This window comes from Mesorhizobium sp. M0500, from assembly GCF_040321165.1.
Lineage (GTDB): Bacteria > Pseudomonadota > Alphaproteobacteria > Rhizobiales > Rhizobiaceae > Mesorhizobium.
In genome coordinates this window covers 279,448-299,098 of record NZ_JAMYRB010000006.1, presented here as the reverse complement: position 1 = coordinate 299,098, position 19,651 = coordinate 279,448, and the positions used below count along the sequence as shown (strand labels likewise).

The window sequence follows — 19,651 nt, the reverse complement described above, 5'->3', positions numbered from 1 at the left end:
CCATGCTGGAAAGGGCCTAAAGGATCGGCGCGCCGGAATAGGAAGCGAGGAACGCATCGAGTTGCTGACTGGCCGTCGTCGCCGCCTGCTGGGCATCAACCCCGCCAAGCTGTGCCGACTGGATGGCGTCGGAGATGATCTTGTAGGCCTCCGGCGGAACCCGCGGCTCGGCGCGCGTCCCCGGATGGATCTCCTTGGCGAAGGTGCCGAACTTGCCGGTGCTGAAGACATCGGCGCCGGCCTTCAGCGCGCTGTTGCGCGGCGGCATGTCGCTCTTGGCGACAGTGCACCAGTTGACGACGCGGTCGATCGATGCCGGATCCATTGAGGCCAGCGCCCAGGCGCAGAACTGGGCGGAAGCATCCGGGTTCTTGCCTCCGGCATTGGCGACAAAGGCCCAGCCACCGCCGACGGTGACGTATTTGCCATTGGCCGGTGTCGGCAATTTGAAGATGCCGTAGGGCACGTCCTTGGCGTTGTTGTCCATCGCCGAAATGCCCCAGATGCCGCAGTTCTGCATGGCGCACAGCCCTGCCCCGAGATTGGCGACTATGTCGAAGCCGCCGCCGACCACCTGACGCGGCGCCACGCCGGTATTGATGGCATCCTGCCAGAGTTTCAGCGCCTGGACGGTGGCCGGCGAATCGAAGGCGCTCTTGCCGTCCTTGCCCTGGAATTCGCCGCCGCCCTGCCACAGGAACGGATACCAGGTGAAGTTCTGGTAATAGCCGGGAGTCGTTTCGAACAGCACGCCGTAGCGACTGGGCGTCGTCAGCTTTTTGGCGACCGCCAACAGCTCGTCCCAGGTCTTCGGCACGTCGTTCTCGTTGAGCTTTGCATCCTCGAACGCTTTGACCGAATAGTAGAAGGCCATCGGCTCGACTTCCATCGGCACACCGTAGATCTTGCCGTCCACCATGCGGTTGGCGATGACGCTTTCCGGGAAATCGGCTTTGGCGGCATCCTCGATATGCGGCGTCAGGTCGGCAAGTACGCCGCCATTGTAATAACGCAGGAAATCGCCGGGGCTGATGAGGAAGATGTCAGGGCCCTCGCCCGACGCGAAGGCCGTTGCCAGCTTGGAACCGGAGATGTATTCGCTGTTGACGACATATTCGAGCTCGACCTTCTGGTCGTGGCCGTCGTTCCAGTCGGCCACCAGCTTCTCGAACCACTGGACCTGCGGCTTCACGTCTCCCCCAGGCGCATAGAACTGCCAGAATTTCAGCGGCGCTTCCTGAGCGCGCACGGCCATCCTGTTGATGAACGGGAAGCCTGTGAGGCCGGCGGCAGCGAAAGTGGCGCCGCCCTGGATCAGCCGACGGCGGTTCAGGCTGGCCAATGGCCGGTCGCGGGTCGTTTTGTCAGTCATCAATTCCTCCCTTGGATGTTGTTCGGTCGAACGTTGGCGAAGGGACCTCCGTTCCCTTTGCCGGCACCTGGCGTCACGCGCTGTCGAATGGGCTCAACACGCATGGGATCACTTCGGTGCGCGGCGCGCCCTCGACTTTGCCACCCAGCCGTTCGAGCAGCATTTGCGTGGCGCGCTTGGCAAGCATTGTCGGACTGTTGCCGACACGGGTCAGCTTCGGCCTGACATATTCCAGTTGAGGCAGGTCATCGAAGACTGCGATGGCGATATCCTGAGGGATATTGATCCCATGGTCGTAGAATTCGGTCAGCGCACCGGAGGCCATCAGATAATTGGCGAAGAACATCGCCGACGGCAGGTTTCCGCCGTGCTTCTCCCTGAGCCAGGTGACCGCTTCCCGCCCTGACGGGGCAAGATAGCTTCCCTCGAACCGCAGATCGGCGGAGATTGGCACGCCATTGTCGGCGAGCCCTTTTTCGAAGCCGGCGGCACGCGCCATCGCCTCCTTGAAAAAGGCTGGCCCGGTGACATGGGCGACGCGGCGATGGCCCCTCTTCGCCAGATACTCGCCCATCAGATAGCCGCCGCCGAAATCGTCCAGCTGGACGCTGTCGACAGCATGGTTCGGCAGATGGCCGATGAAGACGGCGGGCAGATCGAGGCTGAGCAGTTCGCTGTGCATGCCGTGCAGCGCGAAGTCGGCAACGATGACGCCGTCGACCCGCTTGCGCCCTATCTGGCGCAAATACTCGCGGCCGTGATCCTGTGAATGTCCGCCCGGCACGTCGGTGTTGAAGATCAGCATGTCGAGGCCGACCACTTCGAGCGTCGACTGCGCCGTTTTCACCAGCTCCGGATAGAACGGGTTGCGGATGTCCGGGATCAGCATCGCGATGATGTTGGTGCGGCCGGTGCGCAGGCTTTGCGCCTGCGGGTTCGGCGTGTAGCCGAGTTCGTCGATCGCCGCTTGTACGCGTTCACGCAGCGATTTCGATACCCGGTCCGCATGGTTGATGACATGCGACACGGTCGTGCGCGACACGCCCGCTCGCGTAGCAACTTTGGAAATCGTGCTCATGGTGACAGGTTATGAGCACATGAATGCATTTGCAAATCGATTTTACCGGTGTATCGCAAATTAGGGCCGTCAGGCGGATTGCGCAAAATGCCAAAAGAAAAGGCCGGACTGTTAAGCCCGGCCAAGTGTGAAGGTCTATAACCTCCAGAGGGGAACGCGCCGGACGCAATGGGAGGAGACATCCGACGCAATTCGCATATGGGTCTGTATTGGTGGCGTTTCAACGATGCGGCAGTAGACCAACGGCGTTGCTGCCATAGAGCCAGAAACGCAAAGCATTCGAAGGGGGCGGTGGATCGCAGCTGCCAGTTGGACACAAAGGTCGCCGAATGCAGGGTGGCTCCTGGCATAGGGACTTCAGTCTGTAGGCCTATCGACCAAGGACCCGCACAGCCAAACTTTGGTCCGAGGCTGCTATCGCAAAAGCCCGAAATGCGAGAGTTTCAGGAACTGAGTTCCGAGGAGCCCCGTTGCGATGCCGACTGTTACAGGAGGCCGCCATGGACCCGAGCATTCACCAGGCACGTTGGCTGCTTTTTCCGCTATTTGGCCTGTGTTTCGGGATCGCGGCCATTGGATTTATTGTTGGCTGACAGTGGGAACTCGGCGCTATCGCGGAGAGACGCAACCACGGGAAGGCAAAAGGCTTGCGCAGTAAATAGTCCCTTCCTGCGCTAGCGAGACCCACCAGTTACCATCGTGGGACTGGTGGGCCTTGACGTTCCGGACGCAAACCATTGTTTTAAGCATCACACGAATTCGAACAGGAGGCAGTACGACAGAGCCGTATGATTAAAGGGAGTTCCGACATGCGACTGGCAAGTTCATTGATGACGACCCGGAAACGAAGGACCGGATCTTCACGAGGACGTCGTGTCGGCATTTCTGTAGTCGTCTTGACCTTCATTCTCGTCGTGAGCCCCTATCGCGTCTTGTTCGATGGATCATCGCAGCCGCTCGGCCCGCAGGCTGCCTGGGCCAAAGATGGCGGGAACGGCAATGGCGGGAACGGGAACGGGAATGGGAACGGCAATTCGGGCAATTCGGGTGGAAACTCCGGCAATTCGAACTCGAACGCTGGTGCCGGCAAGGGCAAAGCAAAGTCGCAGGACGACAATCTCCCTGATCCCGCCCCTGCGGTAAACCCCGATAGCAAGCCAAAACTCTTTGTCAACGCATCCACAGGAGACCGGGTCGAGGTGAGCGGCCCGAGCATTGGCGTGGTGCATTCGAACGGACTCAGCGAACGCATCGACAGCGACCAATATGAAATGCGGGATGCCGAGGGCCGCATCATCATTCGGCGCCTGGCGACGCGTTCCGATCGGGACAGGTTGCTTGGAATGATCAACTGAGGGCCAGTTCACATGGCCGCGCAGTGCGGCAATTTCGGCTCAAGCATGATCGCGAACAGGCGGATGGCGGCGCTCAGTCGCGTCGCGCAAGGTCATGGCGGCTTCGGTCCTATTGCTGACGTTGAGCTTGGCCAGGATTCGCGTCATGTGGTGCTTTATCGTCTTTTCATGCAGGTTCAGCCGAAGCCCGATCCGCTTGTTGCTCAGTCCCGCGGCAACCAGCGTCAGGATCTCCCTTTCGCGGCTGGTGAGGTCGGCAAGTCCTTCAGCTTTCGCCGGCTCTTTTGATTGAGCCGAGAGATCGGCCAACAGGCGCGCCGACAATTGTGGACAGACATATCGTTCGCCCGACGCTACCGTGCGCAGGATCGCAGCCAACGTCCTCGACCCGACCCCCTTCAGAACATAGCCCCTTGCCCCGCTCTGCAACGCGGTCATCACGTGCTGGTTTTCTTCCGAAACGGTCAGCATCACAATTTTCAGTGCCGGATGCCGCTCAAGGGCCGGTCCGATCACGCCAAGGCCACCTCCAGGAACCGAGATGTCCATCAGCAGAATGTCGGGCCGCTGGTCTTCGATTATCCGCAGGGCATCGTCTCTGCTGCTTCCTTCACCGACGATCTCGAACCCGCCGATCTGATCGAGCGTGCGCACAACGCCTTCCCTGAACAGCGGGTGGTCGTCGACGATGGCGAGCTTGATGGCTACTGTCATGTCTGCCCCATTTCAACGATGTTGAGAGCCATTCTTACGACTGTGCCACTCTGTGAGGAAGTCACGGTAAACTGACCCCCGAGGCTTTCCACCCGCTCGCGCAGCCCAACGAGTCCCAGCCTCTCGGGACGCACGATTTGCGGGTCAAAGCCAGCGCCGGCGTCGGCCACTTCGATACAAACGCGCTCGCCGTCGAAATGTTTCTCGACCGACTGACCTTCACCTCCGGCATGACGGAATCCATTGTTCAGCGCCTCCTGGACGAAGCGGAAGATGCAGATCTTGGCCGCCGGCGACAACGGCGCATGGCCGCCGGTCATCGATAATCTCACTTTGACGCCGGTTCGTTCTTCGTGCGCCTGTACGGCTAGCTGGAGAATTTCACCCAGTTCGGCATGCTCGATATGCGGCAGGACAAGGCCCTTGCTGATGCTCCTGATCTCGCGCATGGCATCGTCCAGATGTGCTTTGATGGCCAGCAATTCCTGTGCACGCTTCGATTGCGGCGTAGCGGGATCGGCAATGACGGGGCTGTCGATCCCCAGCGCCGCGAGAGCAACCAATTGCGCGGGGCCATCGTGCAAGTCCGCACCGATGCGCCTGAGATAGCGTTCGTTAAGTGCGGTGGCACGCTGCGAGGCACGCTGCACCCGCAGCCTCAACAGTCTGTTTTGCGCAAGCAGATCGGAAAGCTCGGCAATGCGCTGCTTCAACGAGCGGCTCTGCGAACTGATCATGCGGCTGCCACGGAACACGATTGCCGACAGCCCGAGAAAGAAGGCCGCTGTGACGGCGGCAACGTCCAGCCAGGTTCGAATGAGCGCCTGATGCAGGTTTCTTTCAAAATCAGTGGCGACCTCGTAGAATTCCGAAACGGCCACCACTTCCCCCGACCATGGCTGCAGCACCGGATTGTAGATCTCGAGGAGATGCAAGCCGCTGGCTCTTTCGGCCTCGCTGTCCGGATCGTCGAGCTTGTCGAACTCCGAGACCATTTGGCCTGCGAATGCCGCCCGGAGATTGTCGCTGGGTTCAAAGCGCTTGCCGATCAATGTCTTGTCGGTCGAATACAGGATGGTTCCGTCGCGACGCCAGAGCTTGAAGGATTCGAGCCTTGTGCCGAGTGCCCCTTGTCCCAGCGTTTCATCGAGCGCGTGGGCGACGCTCTCGTCGAGCAATTCGCTCTTGCGCATATCCGGTAGCAGCGGCGCGATAACGCTGTCCACGTAAAGAGCCGTCGCGGAAGCCGAATTCTGCGTGACCACGGTTTCTATATGGTTCGTGACGGAAATCCCCACCACCACCATGGCTGACAGGGAAAATAGACCGCCCGCGAGCAGGAACTGCGTTGCCAGCGACAGCGCATTCCAACGGTCAACAAGGCTTGTCAGCCTGTGTGGCTTGGTGTTCCGAATGGCCCGCTCGGCAGCACGCCGCACCAGTGGCGCGATTCTGGAGAGCCGGCTAATCCGTTGTCGAACGTCGCTGAAAGACGCCATCCTAGGTGTGTAACCGATCAATCGCGATGGAACTAGGGCCTGATGAGAGGGCGAACAGCGTATCCGGCGCTTTTTTGGGCAAACCGTCTCATTGCGTCGTTCGGTAAAGCTCGGACGCGGCCTGCTTCAGTGCCGCCCGTCCATCCGGCCTCAGATACATCATGTGCCCGCCCTCCAGCACCTCGGTGCGAATGGGCTTTGCGCCGGCAAGCGAAGGAATTTGACCAAGCAGGTAGCGCGAGCCCATGTACGGCGTCACCAGGTCGCTGTAGCCGTTGACGATCAGCACGCCGAGGCTGGGGTTTAGCACGCGCGCCTGTTGAAGGTCGTCCATGACACCCGCATAGCCCTGACGCGTCGCGCTCGTCCCATAGTCCCAATTGCCGCTGACTTCACGGTTGAGAAGCCGATAGCTGATATCCGTGCGGAAGTTCAATTCATCACGCACATAGCCGACGAAAGCGGAGGTGAGCGCCGGCACGCTTCGGTCGAGCACCGGATCGGGACCCTCGACTCCCAGGCTCTCTGGCGCCACGTCCGCTGTCGCGATGTTGCCGTCATAGGCGCTGAGAACATTGCCCTTTGCCCGTGCAAACTCCTTGGCGAACAGCCCTATGGGAATGCGTGCAAAGTGCCGCTGGACGAGATCGAGCGGCAGACCGGTGATTGCGGCGACACGCTGGCTCGCCAGGCGTCCACCCTGCTCCAGCCCACCTGCCAGCGCGGCCAGATAATCGCCGAGCGCATAGCGTTCGACTTCCGCCAGCCGCTCCTGCAGGGCCGGGCCGGAAACGCCTTCGCTGTGTAGGCGCACTGCCGCCAGCGACGGCAGTTCCAGCGCCCAGTGGAGCGGCTGGAACTCGTCCGGGCGCACCAGCGTGAATTCGAGCGCCGGCGAAATCAGCACGACGCCACTCGGGCTGATGCCGATGTCTTCCTGAAGCTTCCTGGCGAGCAATGCTGCTCGAAAGCCGCCATAGCTTTCGCCAGCCAGGAAGACAGGCGATACCGTACGGTTCGTCTGCGCCAGATAGAGCCGGATAAACGCGCCTATCGACGCGGCGTCCTGGCTGACGCCCCAGAAGCTGTGTGCTTCCGTGCCGGGCGCTTCACGGCTGTAACCGGTTCCAACAGGGTCCACAAAGACCAAGTCGGTCATGTCGAGCCAAGTGTCGGGGTTGTCGAACAGCCTCTGCGGCGGCGGCAAGAAACTTCCATCGGCCGCCGTCGCCAGGACCCGCGGACCGAGCGCGCCGAGATGAAGATAAGCGGAAGCTGCTCCCGGACCGCCATTGAACACGAAGGTGATCGGGCGCCGCGGATCCGGTCCCGTTTCTTTCCCGGAATGCAGTGCATAGGCGACGTAGAAAATCTCGGCGGTGATATCGCCTTTGCCGGACGGCAATGACAGCGTGCCGGCCTTGGCCTCGTAATCGAGCGTGCGTCCGGCAATGACGGTCGAATGATCGGAAGTCTGCGGCGGTGGCAGGAGCGAGAGAACCCCGCCTGTGGGCGGCGGCCGCTGGGCCGTCTCGGCGTGACCCACCCCAACTCCGGCAACCAACAGCAGAAGAGCGACGGCGATTTCTTGCAGCTTGATAGGCATGATGTCTCCGGAGCAATTGGCTGGAAACTAGCACACCGTCGGCCGAAACAAAGTCACAGCACCGTGCGCCAGTACATCTGACAAGAAGAGGGGTCGGATTTGGAAATCCGATGCCCAGGCGGAAGATAGGGCGCGAGGGTCACGGCGGCAGCCTCAACCTCTTCCAGCAGATGCGTGCGGCGGAATGGCGGACCAAACGACTTCGTGAATTTTCTGCCGGTTGACTCGATTGGCCCACTTCCTAGGTTGGCATTCGGGGCTCCCGTGCAATCCGAAGTTGGTATGACATCTTTCCACACCCGAAAGCTTGCCCTTCTCCTTCTATCGGCAAGCGCCGCCATCCTGTCTTCCTGCGTCATGCCCGACGACACGTCGAGCACTGCAAAGGAGGACGCCACGGCGGCGGCAGCCCGCAGGGAGATGGTCGGCCTTAGCGAGGCGGACGTTCGAATGTGCGCCGGCTTTCCGACCGCCACTGCCGAGGTCGGCAAATCCGGCCAGATCTGGACCTATCAGCGCGTCGTTCAACGCGGCAATCTCAACATTGTGGTTCCGACGGTGGCCATTGGCCCGGTCCCGGCGCTCGGAGGTTCCGTCAACGTCGCCCCCGGCGGCTATTGCAACACACAAATTCGAATGGTTGACGGTCATGTTGCCGAAGTTGCCTACGCCGGCGACAACAACCTGCCGAACAACCGCGATGCGCTCTGTGTCAGCACGGTGGACGCCTGTGTCGCCTACGCCCGTCAGTATCATCCAGGCAGGGCAATGGGCAGATAGCGGGATGAGTGGCATTGCCGCTGATCTGAACGCCTGAGATTTCTGGTTTGCCGGCTAGTGACTATCCTCGATCCCGATCGAGCATCACCGATTTGACCTGATATTCCCCGCTCTCAACCGCCGACCCGACCCCATCGCGAATAGTGGAGAAATAGCGGTCGGTTCCGACCTGCCCGCCCTTGAGGGCAATTTCCAGCCCATCGATCGCCTTAATGCTTGAATGCGCCACACAAAGTGGCGAGCCCGGCGATGCCGGCAGCGGCATTCGCACCGTCAGCGCGTCGACGCCCATCTGGCCAAGTGCATGGCTCGACGTGTCGCCGCCGGCGATGACCACGCGCAGTAGCTTCTCTTGAAGCGTCAGTTCGCGGAGAACCTCGCCAAGGCCGTGGCCGAGCTTATGGCGGGCGCCTTCCCGGAGATCGATTTCTGCACCGCGGTCGGCCGCAGGCCCGAGCGCGGTGTAGAGGATGACGCTGCGCCCGGCCCGTAGGCTGGAGCGGCCGGTTGCCACCGCCCGCGCAATCGCGTCGTTCGAAGCCTCAGAAACCAGTTCGACCGGGTCGAGCTCGATCCCGTCGAAGCCGTCGGCCAGAGCATGACGGATCTGTCGTTCCGTCGTCGGCGAGCAGCTCCCCGAGACCACGGCGATCCTGTCGGCAGCGCCCGGCGGCGAAAAGGCGGATTTGGTATCCACGATCCGGTTCGATGCCCATTCGACCAGCAAGGCATATTCGATGCCTGAAGAGCCGACGACGAAATAACCGCCCGGCTTGCGAGCGCGCCAAATCTCCTTGCCGGCAAGTGCCTGGGTTTCCAGGCTATCGACATCGACAAGCACGATACCTGAGCCATTCTCCACAAGCCGGTCGAATGCTTTCGACCGCGACGCAGACTGCAGCGTCGCCAGGTCGACCAGGCCCGAGGCGAGGCTGGTCTGGCGCGACAGATGGATCAGCAGGTCGGATTCGTCCATCGGCGTGGTCGGATGGCGGCTCATCACGGGATGGCGGTCGATGCGGAAATATTTTTCGCGATAGGCCGCGAACAGATGACCGAAGGCGGTGTAGCGCTTCAGCTGCGGCGCGCCGACCACCAGCGGCACGCCGTCTTGCCGGAAAACCGAGCGGCCGATTTCGATCGCCCGGCCGATGCTGCCGATTGCCGGGCTGGAATCGAAGGTCGAGCAGACCTTGTAGTGGCAGATCTCGGCGTTGACGGTCTTCAGCCAGGCGAAGGCATCTCGCAGATGCGTGTCCATCCACTGCGGCGTCTCGCTGCGGCTGGTGCCGGCCAGCCCGAGGGCGCGGCAATGCGCAAATTGCGAAAGCAGCGCCTCGTCCGGCTGGCGCATGAACAGGACGGTCGGCACGCCGCCGAGCTCGAGCGCCTCCATAACGTCGGTCGAGCCGGTCAGGTCATCGCCATAGTAACTCAGAAGCAGGTTTTGCATGACGTCAGGCCGCCTCGCCGCCGCCGAACTTCTCGATCGACCGCGCCAGCTCGACATGGCTCAAGGCATAATCCGCCAACGGAATGTCTTGGACCGCCGCCTGCCAGGCCTGCTGCACGGCGCGCACGCCGGCGCCCGGCCCGTCCGGGTGGCTGACGATGCCACCGCCGCAGAGATAGAGAAGATCGACCGTCCGGCCGGTTCGCTGGAAGGTTTCAGGCGCCTGCCCGCCCCACTGGCCGGAGCTGGCGACCGGCAATGCGCAATCGGCCGGCGAAAAGATCGGCGTGGTCACCGCCTTGAAGGATTCGACGAAGGACCAGTCGGGTTCCCAGTATTTCGAGGCGATGCCGTTGATCTGGAACTGGTCGACGCCGAGCAACCGCCAGAACTGCTGCCAGACCTTGAAATCCATGCCGAGGCCGGGATGGCGGGTGAGAATGTCCCAGCCATTGCGGTGGGCATGGAGCACCAGGCTGGAGCGCTTTCGGAGGTAAGCCATGCCACCAAAGCCGATCGAATTGATGTTGACCACCGCGCAATTGCCGCCGGCCTTTGCCACCAGATCGTGGTTTCGCATCATCTCGTCGGGATCGGCATGTGAAATGCCGAAGGCATACATGACCTTCTTACCGCTCTTCTGCTCGTGGTCGAGGATCAGCGGCATGATTGCCCTCACTCGCTCCGACAGCGGTGAATAGGCCGGGCTCATCAGCTTCTCGTCGTCCTTGATGAAGTCGACGCCGGCGGCAATCAGCTCTTGCACCATTGCGGCCGTCTCGTACGGGCGGAGTCCCAGCGCCGGCTTGACGATGGTCCCGATGATCGGACGATCCGCGACACCGGTCAGCCTGCGGCTGCCCGTGACGCCGAATTGCGGGCCCGGATGCGCGCCCCGGTACTCCTCGGGTAGCTTCATGTCGACGACACGGATGCCGGACAGGCCCTTGATCGAAAAGGTGCCGCCGATGGCGATGGTCATCAGCGCCGACAGGTCGGTGCCGATGGCGTCCAGCGGAAAGGCGATATCGATGTCGGCGCGCTTGACCGGGCCGTTGCGTGCTTCGGGGCTTGCTCCGGAACCGGTTTCGGGAAGGGACGGCCGGTCCGCGTCCGGCAGATGCCGTATCGCCAGGACTCGCGCTGCGACCCTGGCCTTGAGCTCTTCGGTCTCGCCGGCCAGCGCGACGAAGGTTCCGGTCGACTGGTCGCTTGCGATCTTGGCCGCCAGCGCCTCGATATTGCCGGGCGTTTCGATGCGATAGGTAAGAACAATCATATTCGCGCGGCCTGCCGGGGTGGTTCGAAAAAGGTTCCTTGGCCCTCCAAATCTGGTATAATGAGTACATAACCATTGCAAGCCCTATCCGGCTTGGCGGTAAGGGCGAGCCGGCAACAGGCGTTCCGGAATTCACGGCGAAAATGCTAGGTATAGGCCGGTCAAAGGAGTGATTCGCGACGATGAACCGTTCGGAGCCGATCGTCCGGCGCAAGCTTTCCGACGAAGTATTCTTGAGACTGAAGCGCCTGATCACCGGCGGCGAATTGCTGCCGGGTGACGACATGCCGTCGGAGCGCGAATTGATGGAGCGTTTCGAGGTCGGCAGGCCGGCGATCCGCGAAGCGATGCAGGCGTTGAGCAATATGGGGCTGGTCGCGATCTCGCATGGTGAGCGTGCCAAGGTGCTGCAGCTCACCGCCAAGTCGATCATCAAGCAGGTCGACGGCGCAGCCAAGATCATCCTGTCGTCATCGAAGGACACGCTCGAGCACCTCAAGAACGCGCGCATCTTCTTCGAGCGCGGCATGGTCAAGGAAGCTGCAGAAAAGGCCACAGCCGAGGACGTGCAGCGGCTGCGGGAAACGGTCGCCGAGCAGCGCAGCCATCGTGGCAACTCGGAAGCCTTCATATCCGCCGACATGAAATTCCACACACAGATCGCGGCAATATCCGGTAACCCGATCTATGTCGCCGTCAGCGAGGCAATGCTAGGCTGGCTAAAGGAATACCACACCGAAATGCTGATCTGGACCGGCAAGGAAAAGTTCACGCTGACCGAGCACGAAGAAATCGTCGGACGCATCGAAGCCAAGGATGCGGATGGCGCCGAGAAGGCGATGATCAAGCACCTCGAACGCTCGCGCGCGCTCTACGTGATGAATTCCGGCAACTGAAAATCAAGTGCAGGTCCCGACCGGCGTCGCGGTCGGACCTTGTTCTCGGCCTACTGGCTGACCACAGATCAGCCTGAGCCCGGACCGACGCAGTTTTCTGTTGCCCTCTGAATCCGGTGTATTTGCCGCGTGTTTTCATTCAGCGATTTCAGCATTTGCATCTTCCCAGCCATGGATTTCCGCGGCCCGCTTTCGTCAGCAGGCCCGCATAGGCCCTGCTGGAGCCCCGCGCTTGTTCTGGAATTGGCAATTCTTGCAAAGACCATGCTAAGCTTGCCATCCACGAGAACGACACCGGGGGGTACCGCAATGGCTGTCAGGAGCCTCCACGTCGTGATCTGGCTGCCGTCGAATTTCTATTCGGCCGTCGTCTCGACGCTCGTGGAAATGTTTCAGCTTGTGAATGACGTCTGCCGTTCACAGGTTCTCTCCTGTGAGTTCGTTTCAAGGGGCGCGCCGTCGGCATCAACCACAGGAATTTTCTTCCCGACGAAGGCTCAACCATCCCGGAAAATGGATGTCCTGATTCTCATTGCGATGTCGGGTGTCGAGATTCCGGAGCTTCTGCGCTCGCTCGACGAGGAGAGTGAACATTCAAAACCGCTGATCGCGCTCGCGCAACAGCAGGACGCAATCATCGCAGCACATTGCGGCGCGTGTTATCTGCTCGCCAATTCGGGATTATTGGACGGTAAACGCGCAACGATATCCTGGTGGCTGAAAGCCGAGGCAAGCCGCCGGTTTCCGCAAGTGCGATGGGACGCTTCCCGCCTGCTCATTCGCCAGGACCGCCTTTACACATGCGGAGGCGGGTTTTCCGGACTCGAACTCGCCAGGGCTTTGCTGATCGATCTGGGCTTCTCGAAGGAGGAGCGGATCATTCGAAAACTTCTGGTTCTTCCTCCGCCGCGCAAATTCCAAAGTCCCTACGAATTTTCCCTCGACGAAATTTCGAACGAGGCCAGCCCATTCGAGAACAAGCTGCGCGAGCTCTCGAAAGACAAGATGTCGGAAATCGATCTGAAATTTCTCGCAACTGAATTGGGCATGTCTTCGCGAACCCTGTCTCGCAGATTTTTCGACGAACTCCAGACAACGCCGGGAAAATGGATCCAGGAACGGCGGCTGGAGTTGGCAAAATCCATGCTTGAGGAAACGAAACTGAGTGTTTCAGAAATTTGCTATCGCGTCGGATATCAGGACGTCGCCTCGTTCAGCCGTCTTTTTTCCAGGACAACTGGAATGGCACCAGGCGAGTTTCGAAAGCAGATCCGGTGACAAGTCGGCATGGAAGTGCTGCCGCTACGGGCAACCGCTGCGGAAGTGCGGCTATCCAAGAGCCTCGGCAAATGACTTCAGCCGATCCGGACGATTGCGTAGGGTGTCATCACAAGATGGTCTCGGCCCGACGCGTCTCGCTGAGTCTGGCGTGACGTTCGTCCATCCCCGATCTTCAGAGGACCCCGATCGGAGCCGAGCCCGGAAACATCGACCGGAAAATCGTCCGAGGTAAGGTTCGCCAGCCAGACGATGATCTTGCCTGTCTGGGAGCGGCCGGCCAGTGCCAATACCCGCGTCTCATCGGTCGTTGTCGCCGCCACATGCGCATGGCCGGCCAGATCGCAAAGTCCTTTCACCGCGTGGAAAATCGGCCGGGGTGCACCTTCTTCGACAGGTTCGCCCGACGAGGCCAGTACGCCGAATGGTCCGGTGAAGCTGCAGAGCGTCAGCATTTCGAGCCCGGCCGGCGCAACGCGTGCGGCATAGCCGATCGTCCATGCGGCCCCGAACAGCCCGGCATGGCGAGGGTCGCGGTCGGCCATGGCAATGCGCTGATTGTCGGGATTGGCCTTGGTCGCGCCGCCATAAGGGTTCTGGCGCATGGCAATGGTCGACGGCCCGATCCGATAAGGTATTGTTCCGAAGATCGTTCGTACTGACGCCGTGATGAAAGGCAGTGCCTCCAGCGATTGCATAACGCTGAGATCGTCGGCGGCGTGCACGATCGGGCAGGTGCAATGCGTGACGAAATCGAGCGGGTCAGCCGGCACACGCTTGCGATTGAGTTCGGTGAAATAACTGAACATGCCGCCGCCGAGGCGGGTGTCGGGAAAGGCGCGCCGCGCCGCGGCATAGACGTCTTCGAGCGGTGGGCATTGCGGCCATGCGCTGCCCGGCGGCGTCGACTGCCGGTCGACCGAGGGCGAGACGGCAATGGCCGAAAGCTTGAGCCCGGCCTGGCGCACCATGTCGGCGACGCCTGAAAGCTCGGCGTCGAGATCGCCGTCGCCGGCAATGACGCATTCGAGCGTTGTCCGGACCGGATAGGCGGCGGCGAGCCGGGCGTAGGATCGCAAGGCATCGAGCTCGTGGCCGCGCGTCGGGTCATAGTGGAACATCAATTGCTGCGGACCAAGCTCGGACAGCACCGATAGCTTGTCCAGCGCCGCCTCGACCTCATCCGGGTAGATGATCACGCCGATGCCCGGCAGCACCGGTCCGGCTTGGCCGAGCCTAACATGAATCGGTTCGGCGCTTGCCGCGGCGGCCGGCACTTTCCCGCGACCCGCTACCCGCAAGCTGATGGTTTGGCGGAAGGTCTCGCCGGCCGGCAGCACGTATGGCCATGGCAGCGCCAGCGGCCGGACATAGGTCTTGTAGGAGGCATCCGACCAGTTGCGCTGGTCCTCCATCTCGAAAGTGTCGCCTTCCATCCGGCATTCGGCGGTGACGTCGGGCCGGACTTCATGAGTGATGGCGCGCAAATCCTTGAAAGGTTGCCAGGGATCGATCAGCTCTGGAAGCCGCGTCGCGACCACGCTGCCGTCGGTATGCTCGACCGTGACCGGGCGGCCGGACAGGCCGGCAATCGGATGCAGGATGCAGAAGCCACAGCGATTGGTTTCGAAATCGCTGTCGGGAAGAGTGCTCACGTCGAAGACCAACTGGCCGTCGGCGGAGCCCTTGATGGTCGCACGGAAGCCGAGCCGGCTTCCCTCTGGTCCGAAACAACCTGCCGAATAGCTGACGAAGAAAGCGTCATCGCCCTGGTCGATGATTAAATCGGTGAGCGTCGGCTCGTAGGTGCCCCAGTCGCGATCCCTGACGATGTAGGCGATGGCACGCAGAACTTCGGTGTCGCCGTGGCGGATGCTGCGCAGATTGCCGTTGACGAAGTCCGCCGTCAGCGCGCCGGCGCGCAGCCTGACCGGTTCGGCTTCAACGGCACGTGTGCCGTAGAGGAGGAAGGCGTCGGCTGTCATTTCAGCAAGGCGTCGAGTTGCACCGGCTCCTGGCTTGCGGCGCCGGCATAGGCTGCCTCGACCAGCGCTAATGTCTTGAGGTTGTCCGCGCCCGAGGTCGCGGGCTCGGTTCCGTTGGTCAGGCAATCGACCCAGTGCTTTTGAATGGCGACGACGCTTTCCTGGATGTTGTGCCACGGCCGTGATGCCCAGGCCAGCAGCGGTGGCGAGACGTCGCTCACGGCTGTCCCGCTCCTGCCGGTGACGGTGAGCCGGTAGCCCTGCGCCAGCCGGATCGTGCCGTCGCTGCCGTCGATCTCGATCAGCGTCTCCGGAAACGGCTCGGTAGCGAGCTTGCTCGCGTAGCTGCAGTCGACCACGGAAGTGGCGCCGCTCGTGTGGTCCATCAGCATCGTCGCAACGTCCTCGCCGGCAATGCCGGGATTGATGCGCGCCGTTCGCGCAGTGACCGTCGAGACGTCGCCCAGCAGAAAGCGGGCGATGTCGAGGATATGGATGCCGAGATCCTCGATAATGAAGCGCTTTCCGGTCGCCAGATAGGGCTGGCCGGAAAACACGTCATAGGCAGAGCGGAACGAGATCCGTCCGAAAAAGGGGGTGCCGATTTCGCCGCTGTCGAGCACGGTACGCACCGCCTGGATCGGCGACTGCCAGCGAAAATTCTCATGCACCATCAGCGGCACGCCGGCGTCAGCACAGGCCTTTACCATCGCTTTGGCGTCGGCAAGCGTCGGCGCAAACGGTTTTTGGCAGATTGCCGGAACGCCGTGCTGCGCCGCCATCTCCACGAGCATTCTGTGGCTTGGTGCGGTGGTGGCGATGTCGACGAAATCCAGCCTTTCGCCGGCAAACAGCGCCGCCGCGTCGGTATAGCGCCGCGCGACCCCGAACTGGTCGCCGACGATCCGCAGCCGGTCCGGATCACGGTCGCAGATGGCGGCGATCGAGGCGCCCTCTATGTCGCGCCAGGCATGCAACTGGTTGACGGCAAAGAAGCCGCAGCCGATCAGCGCTCCACGCAGTTCCGCCATGTCAGCCGGCCTTTGCCATCTGCATCAGCGTGACACGGCTCTGCAGCCGGCGCTGTGCCTGGTCGACGACGACGGCGACGATGATGACGAGGCCCTTGATCACCATCTGCCAGAACGAGCTCACTCCCATCATCACCAGCCCGTCCGAAAGGATGCCGATTACGAAGGCGCCGACAATGGTACCGCCGATGGTACCGCGTCCGCCCGACATCGAGGTGCCGCCGAGCACCGCCGCGGCAATGGCGTTCAGCTCGAAGCTCTCGCCGGTCGCCGGATGCGACGCCATCAGCTCGGACGAGATGATCAGCCCGACGATCGCCGCGCAGAAGCCGGAGAACATGTAGACGAACATCTTCACCATGTTGACGCGGACGCCCGAAATCCGCGCCGCCCGTTCGTTGCCGCCGACCGCAAAGATGTGGCGGCCGAGCGGGGTGTATTTGGCGAGATAGGCCGCCCCTAGCGCAACGACGAGCAGAATCCAGAGCGCGACCGGCAGGCCGAGCAGCCGGCCGGCGCCGAGGTAGCCGAACCCTGTGGTGCCGAGCTCGGGCTTGCCGACGAGATTGGGGAAAGTACGGCCGTCCGACGACAGCAGCGCCAGGCCGCGCGCGACATAGAGCACGCCGAGCGTGGCAATGAAAGGCGCAACGTTAAGCCTGGTGATCAGCAAGCCGTTGACGGCGCCGATCAATATGCCGACGGCAAGCGTGATCAGCGCGATCTCGAAGACGTTGAAATAGATGGTGTAGCCGACCTGCAGGTCGATGCCGTTGAGCACGAGGTAGCCGGCCACCATGCCGCACAGGCCGACGATCGAGCCGACCGACAGGTCGATGCCGCCGGTGATGATGACGAAGGTCATGCCCATTGCGAGGAATGCGTTCAGCGCCACGTGCTTCGACATCAGGATAAGATTGGCGGCCGATAGGAAATTGGGGGCGGCTATCGAGAAGAATAACAGCACGGCGATCAGCGCGATGAACGTCCTCGCCTTCATCAGCGTCAGCAGGACCGAGCCGCCCGACATGGAGTTGACCGCCGCCTTGGCTGGGATGTCAGTCATGCGCCTTGCTCTCCGTGCGGGACCGGTCCGTGGCCGAAGGCCGAGGCAGCGACGAGTGCGGCCTCCGTCGCCTCGGCGCGGTCGAACATGCCGGTCAATTTTCCATTGCTCATCACCGCGATGCGGTCGGACAACGCCATCACTTCGTCGAGATCGGAGGTGGCAAACAGAATCCCCAGGCCGTCGCGCGACAGCTTGCGCATGGTGCGGAACACGTCGGCCTTGGCGCCGACGTCGATGCCGCGGCTGGGCTCGTCCATCAACAGCACCTTCGGGCCGGTGAGCAGCGCCTTGCCGATCACCACCTTCTGCTGGTTGCCGCCTGACAGCGACGAGACTTCCTGCGCCGGATCGGCGACCTTGATCGCCAGTTCGCGCACCGTCCGGGCCACCGCCTGTCTTTCGGCGGCACCGCGAATGTGGAACAGGCGCACGAACCGCGACAGGCTGGCCAGCGTCAGATTGCTGGCGACGGAGAGGATCGACACCAGCCCTTCGCGCTGGCGGTCTTCGGGGATCAGCGCCAGGCCGCGCCGGATGCGCCGCGTCGTGTCGCGCTCGTGCACTTTTTTGCCGGCAATGAATATCGTGCCCGTCGAATGGCCGTGGCGGCCCATGACGCAGTCGAACAGCTCGCTGCGTCCGGCGCCCATCAGGCCATAGATGCCAAGAATTTCGCCGGCGCGCAGCGACAGCGAGACGTGATCGACCGCAAGCCCGCCGGTGACGCGCGGCAGGCAGATGTCCTCGGCGCGGAATATTTCCTCGCCCGGCACATGGCCGTCGGCCTTGGCGAAGTCCTTGGCGTCCGAGCCGATCATCTGCCGCACGATCCACCGGGTGTCGACGTCTTTCATCTCCGCCTGGCCGGTGATGCGCCCGTCGCGCAGCACCGTGATGGTGTCGCCGATGCGGATCAGTTCCTCGAGCCGGTGCGAGATGTAGACGATTGCCACGCCGCGTGCCTTGAGGTCGGCAATCACCTTGAACAGGATCTCGACTTCCGCCGCGCTGAGCGCCGAGGTCGGTTCATCCATGATCAGGATGCGCGCATCGAGCGAAACCGCCTTGGCGATCTCGACCAGCTGCTGCTGGCCGATGCGCAGATCCTCGACCAGCATGTCGGGCCGGATGCCGGCTTCCAGGCGTTCAAGGAACTCCGCCGCGCGGCGCTCCTGCTCCTTGCGGTCGATCTTGCGGAAGCGGTTGGTGATCTCGCGGGTGGCGAAAATATTTTCGGCGACAGTCAGATTGCCGAACAGATTCAGCTCCTGGAAAACCATGCCGATGCCGCGGCTCACGGCATCACCGGAAGACGAGAATGAAACCTCCTCGCCGTCCAGCAAGATGCGCCCGAGCGTCGGTTGCTCGACGCCGGCGATGATCTTCATCAGCGTCGATTTGCCGGCTCCGTTTTCGCCGACCAGCACGTTGACCGCGCCTTTGCGCACCTCGAAATTCGCCCGCTTGACCGCGACGGTGCCGGAATAGACTTTCGAGACGTCCTCCAGCTTCAGGATGACATCTTGATCGCCGGTCATGGCTTCGGCCCGATCTTTGCCTCCGCCGGCGTTACCAGCGGCAGGTCCTGGCCACTGCCCGGCGTATAGGCGCCAAGTACCTCGACGCTGCGGCCCTCGAGTGCCTCGCGCGGCAGCTTGGAAAGCACGGTCTTGTCGGCATAGGCGTTGAAAGCCTTGCCGAACTGGGCGAAGTCGATCTGGTTGGTGAAATCGTTGAACTGGATGAAGTCGAGGCTGTCGCGCAGCGCGGTTCCGCGCATGGCGGGTCCGATCTGCACCCGCGCGTCCGCCTTGCCGTCGCCGTCGGCATCGATGTCCATCGTCGCCGCGCGTGACTGTGTGTTGGCTGCCACGACCTTGCCCTCGAGCCGAACCGCGAAGGTCCATGGCGAATTCGCCTGCTTTTTCGGATTGCCGTATTTGGCGCCGGCAGCGGCGGGATCGGTCTTTGCCAAGGCATGAACCTCGGGAAACGGCCCGGCCTTCTGCTGCAGATAGGGTATGACTTTCGCCGCCCAGATGTCCTCGACCATCTTGTCGGGATTGAACGCGGAGCCAGTGCCGCCGTTTTCCGCTGACGGCGTCGGCAGGATCTTGCAGGCGGTCAGGCTGCCTATTGCTGCGAGGAACAACGCGACAAAGATCGGCCGGGTCAGCGTGTTGAACATGTCGGCTCGTTCGGCATGGCAGTCAGGAGCACCCAAAGAAATGGAAGAAAGGGCGAAATGGAAGCAAG

The 19,651-nt window shown here is 62.0% G+C and carries 16 protein-coding genes; 4 read left to right on the top strand and 12 right to left on the bottom strand.

Annotated features, from left to right (window positions below):
* Positions 1–16: 16 nt before the first annotated feature.
* The gene (locus NKI70_RS14750) at positions 17–1,372 is read right to left on the bottom strand and encodes an ABC transporter substrate-binding protein (protein ID WP_352539309.1); all 1,356 of its coding nucleotides are present in this window, start codon (positions 1,370–1,372) and stop codon (positions 17–19) included.
* Between the two features lie 73 nt (positions 1,373–1,445).
* Positions 1,446–2,450: a LacI family DNA-binding transcriptional regulator gene (locus NKI70_RS14745; RefSeq protein WP_352690525.1), complete on the bottom strand. Its 1,005-nt coding sequence runs from the start codon at positions 2,448–2,450 to the stop codon at positions 1,446–1,448.
* Between the two features lie 896 nt (positions 2,451–3,346).
* Here NKI70_RS14745 and NKI70_RS14740 point away from each other — a divergent pair.
* On the top strand, positions 3,347–3,805 hold the full coding sequence (locus NKI70_RS14740; RefSeq protein WP_352724689.1) for a hypothetical protein: 459 nt from the start codon (positions 3,347–3,349) through the stop codon (positions 3,803–3,805).
* Between the two features lie 39 nt (positions 3,806–3,844).
* On the opposite strand, the gene NKI70_RS14735 is transcribed toward NKI70_RS14740, so the two are convergent.
* The 3 genes from NKI70_RS14735 to NKI70_RS14725 all read right to left on the bottom strand — a co-directional run bounded on the left by NKI70_RS14735 (position 3,845) and on the right by NKI70_RS14725 (position 7,624).
* Positions 3,845–4,519: a LuxR C-terminal-related transcriptional regulator gene (locus tag NKI70_RS14735; RefSeq protein ID WP_023675488.1), complete on the bottom strand. Its 675-nt coding sequence runs from the start codon at positions 4,517–4,519 to the stop codon at positions 3,845–3,847.
* The gene (locus NKI70_RS14730) at positions 4,516–5,958 is read right to left on the bottom strand and encodes a sensor histidine kinase (RefSeq protein WP_352724688.1); all 1,443 of its coding nucleotides are present in this window, start codon (positions 5,956–5,958) and stop codon (positions 4,516–4,518) included. The genes NKI70_RS14735 and NKI70_RS14730 overlap by 4 nt, the downstream gene beginning before the upstream one ends.
* A 148-nt stretch (positions 5,959–6,106) precedes the next feature.
* On the bottom strand, positions 6,107–7,624 hold the full coding sequence (locus NKI70_RS14725) for a S10 family peptidase (protein WP_352697474.1): 1,518 nt from the start codon (positions 7,622–7,624) through the stop codon (positions 6,107–6,109).
* Between the two features lie 282 nt (positions 7,625–7,906).
* Here NKI70_RS14725 and NKI70_RS14720 point away from each other — a divergent pair, with 282 nt between their 5' ends.
* Entirely contained in the window at positions 7,907–8,404 is a 498-nt protein-coding gene (locus tag NKI70_RS14720) for a hypothetical protein (RefSeq protein ID WP_352586646.1), read from the top strand.
* 61 nt (positions 8,405–8,465) lie between these two features.
* On the opposite strand, the gene NKI70_RS14715 is transcribed toward NKI70_RS14720, so the two are convergent.
* The gene (locus NKI70_RS14715) at positions 8,466–9,857 is read right to left on the bottom strand and encodes a four-carbon acid sugar kinase family protein (RefSeq protein WP_352697472.1); all 1,392 of its coding nucleotides are present in this window, start codon (positions 9,855–9,857) and stop codon (positions 8,466–8,468) included.
* Between the two features lie 4 nt (positions 9,858–9,861).
* Complete coding sequence (gene oiaX, locus NKI70_RS14710) at positions 9,862–11,136, bottom strand: 3-oxo-isoapionate-4-phosphate decarboxylase OiaX (RefSeq protein WP_352697470.1); 1,275 nt, start codon at positions 11,134–11,136, stop codon at positions 9,862–9,864.
* 182 nt (positions 11,137–11,318) lie between these two features.
* On the opposite strand from oiaX, the gene NKI70_RS14705 reads away from it, so the two are divergent.
* Positions 11,319–12,032 (top strand): transcriptional regulator NanR, encoded by a 714-nt coding sequence (locus NKI70_RS14705; protein ID WP_352577753.1) that lies wholly within the window; start codon positions 11,319–11,321, stop codon positions 12,030–12,032.
* Between the two features lie 333 nt (positions 12,033–12,365).
* On the top strand, positions 12,366–13,310 hold the full coding sequence (locus tag NKI70_RS14700) for a GlxA family transcriptional regulator (protein WP_352697468.1): 945 nt from the start codon (positions 12,366–12,368) through the stop codon (positions 13,308–13,310).
* A 77-nt stretch (positions 13,311–13,387) separates the two neighbouring features.
* Here the strand turns inward: NKI70_RS14700 and apnL are convergent, their stop codons facing one another.
* Genes apnL through NKI70_RS14675 form a run of 5 tightly spaced genes read right to left on the bottom strand, consistent with a single transcriptional unit; the run spans position 13,388 to position 19,583 of the window.
* Positions 13,388–15,295 carry a D-apionate lactonase gene (gene apnL / locus NKI70_RS14695; protein WP_352697466.1) on the bottom strand — a complete coding sequence of 636 codons (1,908 nt, stop codon included), beginning with the start codon at positions 15,293–15,295 and terminating at the stop codon, positions 13,388–13,390.
* Positions 15,292–16,326, bottom strand: coding sequence for a Gfo/Idh/MocA family protein (locus NKI70_RS14690; RefSeq protein ID WP_352697464.1), 1,035 nt, complete (start codon positions 16,324–16,326; stop codon positions 15,292–15,294). Before NKI70_RS14690 ends, apnL begins: the two co-directional genes overlap by 4 nt.
* 1 nt (position 16,327) lies before the next feature.
* Positions 16,328–17,392 carry an ABC transporter permease gene (locus NKI70_RS14685; protein WP_352577757.1) on the bottom strand — a complete coding sequence of 355 codons (1,065 nt, stop codon included), beginning with the start codon at positions 17,390–17,392 and terminating at the stop codon, positions 16,328–16,330.
* A complete protein-coding gene (locus NKI70_RS14680) occupies positions 17,389–18,933 on the bottom strand; it encodes a sugar ABC transporter ATP-binding protein (RefSeq protein ID WP_352697462.1) in 1,545 nt (514 codons plus the stop codon). Before NKI70_RS14680 ends, NKI70_RS14685 begins: the two co-directional genes overlap by 4 nt.
* The gene (locus NKI70_RS14675) at positions 18,930–19,583 is read right to left on the bottom strand and encodes a DUF2291 family protein (protein WP_023675476.1); all 654 of its coding nucleotides are present in this window, start codon (positions 19,581–19,583) and stop codon (positions 18,930–18,932) included. Before NKI70_RS14675 ends, NKI70_RS14680 begins: the two co-directional genes overlap by 4 nt.
* Positions 19,584–19,651 lie beyond the last annotated feature (68 nt).

Bases quoted from the DNA above. Each gene is read 5' to 3' on its own strand.
- NKI70_RS14705 (WP_352577753.1), top strand. From the start codon at position 11,319: ATGAACCGTTCGGAGCCGATCGTCCGGCGCAAGCTTTCCGACGAAGTA.
- NKI70_RS14680 (WP_352697462.1), bottom strand. From the start codon at position 18,933: ATGACCGGCGATCAAGATGTCATCCTGAAGCTGGAGGACGTCTCGAAA.
- NKI70_RS14735 (WP_023675488.1), bottom strand. From the start codon at position 4,519: ATGACAGTAGCCATCAAGCTCGCCATCGTCGACGACCACCCGCTGTTC.
- NKI70_RS14750 (WP_352539309.1), bottom strand. From the start codon at position 1,372: ATGACTGACAAAACGACCCGCGACCGGCCATTGGCCAGCCTGAACCGC.
- NKI70_RS14725 (WP_352697474.1), bottom strand. From the start codon at position 7,624: ATGCCTATCAAGCTGCAAGAAATCGCCGTCGCTCTTCTGCTGTTGGTT.
- NKI70_RS14690 (WP_352697464.1), bottom strand. From the start codon at position 16,326: ATGGCGGAACTGCGTGGAGCGCTGATCGGCTGCGGCTTCTTTGCCGTC.
- NKI70_RS14715 (WP_352697472.1), bottom strand. From the start codon at position 9,857: ATGCAAAACCTGCTTCTGAGTTACTATGGCGATGACCTGACCGGCTCG.
- apnL (WP_352697466.1), bottom strand. From the start codon at position 15,295: ATGACAGCCGACGCCTTCCTCCTCTACGGCACACGTGCCGTTGAAGCC.
- NKI70_RS14745 (WP_352690525.1), bottom strand. From the start codon at position 2,450: ATGAGCACGATTTCCAAAGTTGCTACGCGAGCGGGCGTGTCGCGCACG.
- NKI70_RS14685 (WP_352577757.1), bottom strand. From the start codon at position 17,392: ATGACTGACATCCCAGCCAAGGCGGCGGTCAACTCCATGTCGGGCGGC.
- NKI70_RS14720 (WP_352586646.1), top strand. From the start codon at position 7,907: ATGACATCTTTCCACACCCGAAAGCTTGCCCTTCTCCTTCTATCGGCA.
- NKI70_RS14675 (WP_023675476.1), bottom strand. From the start codon at position 19,583: ATGTTCAACACGCTGACCCGGCCGATCTTTGTCGCGTTGTTCCTCGCA.
- oiaX (WP_352697470.1), bottom strand. From the start codon at position 11,136: ATGATTGTTCTTACCTATCGCATCGAAACGCCCGGCAATATCGAGGCG.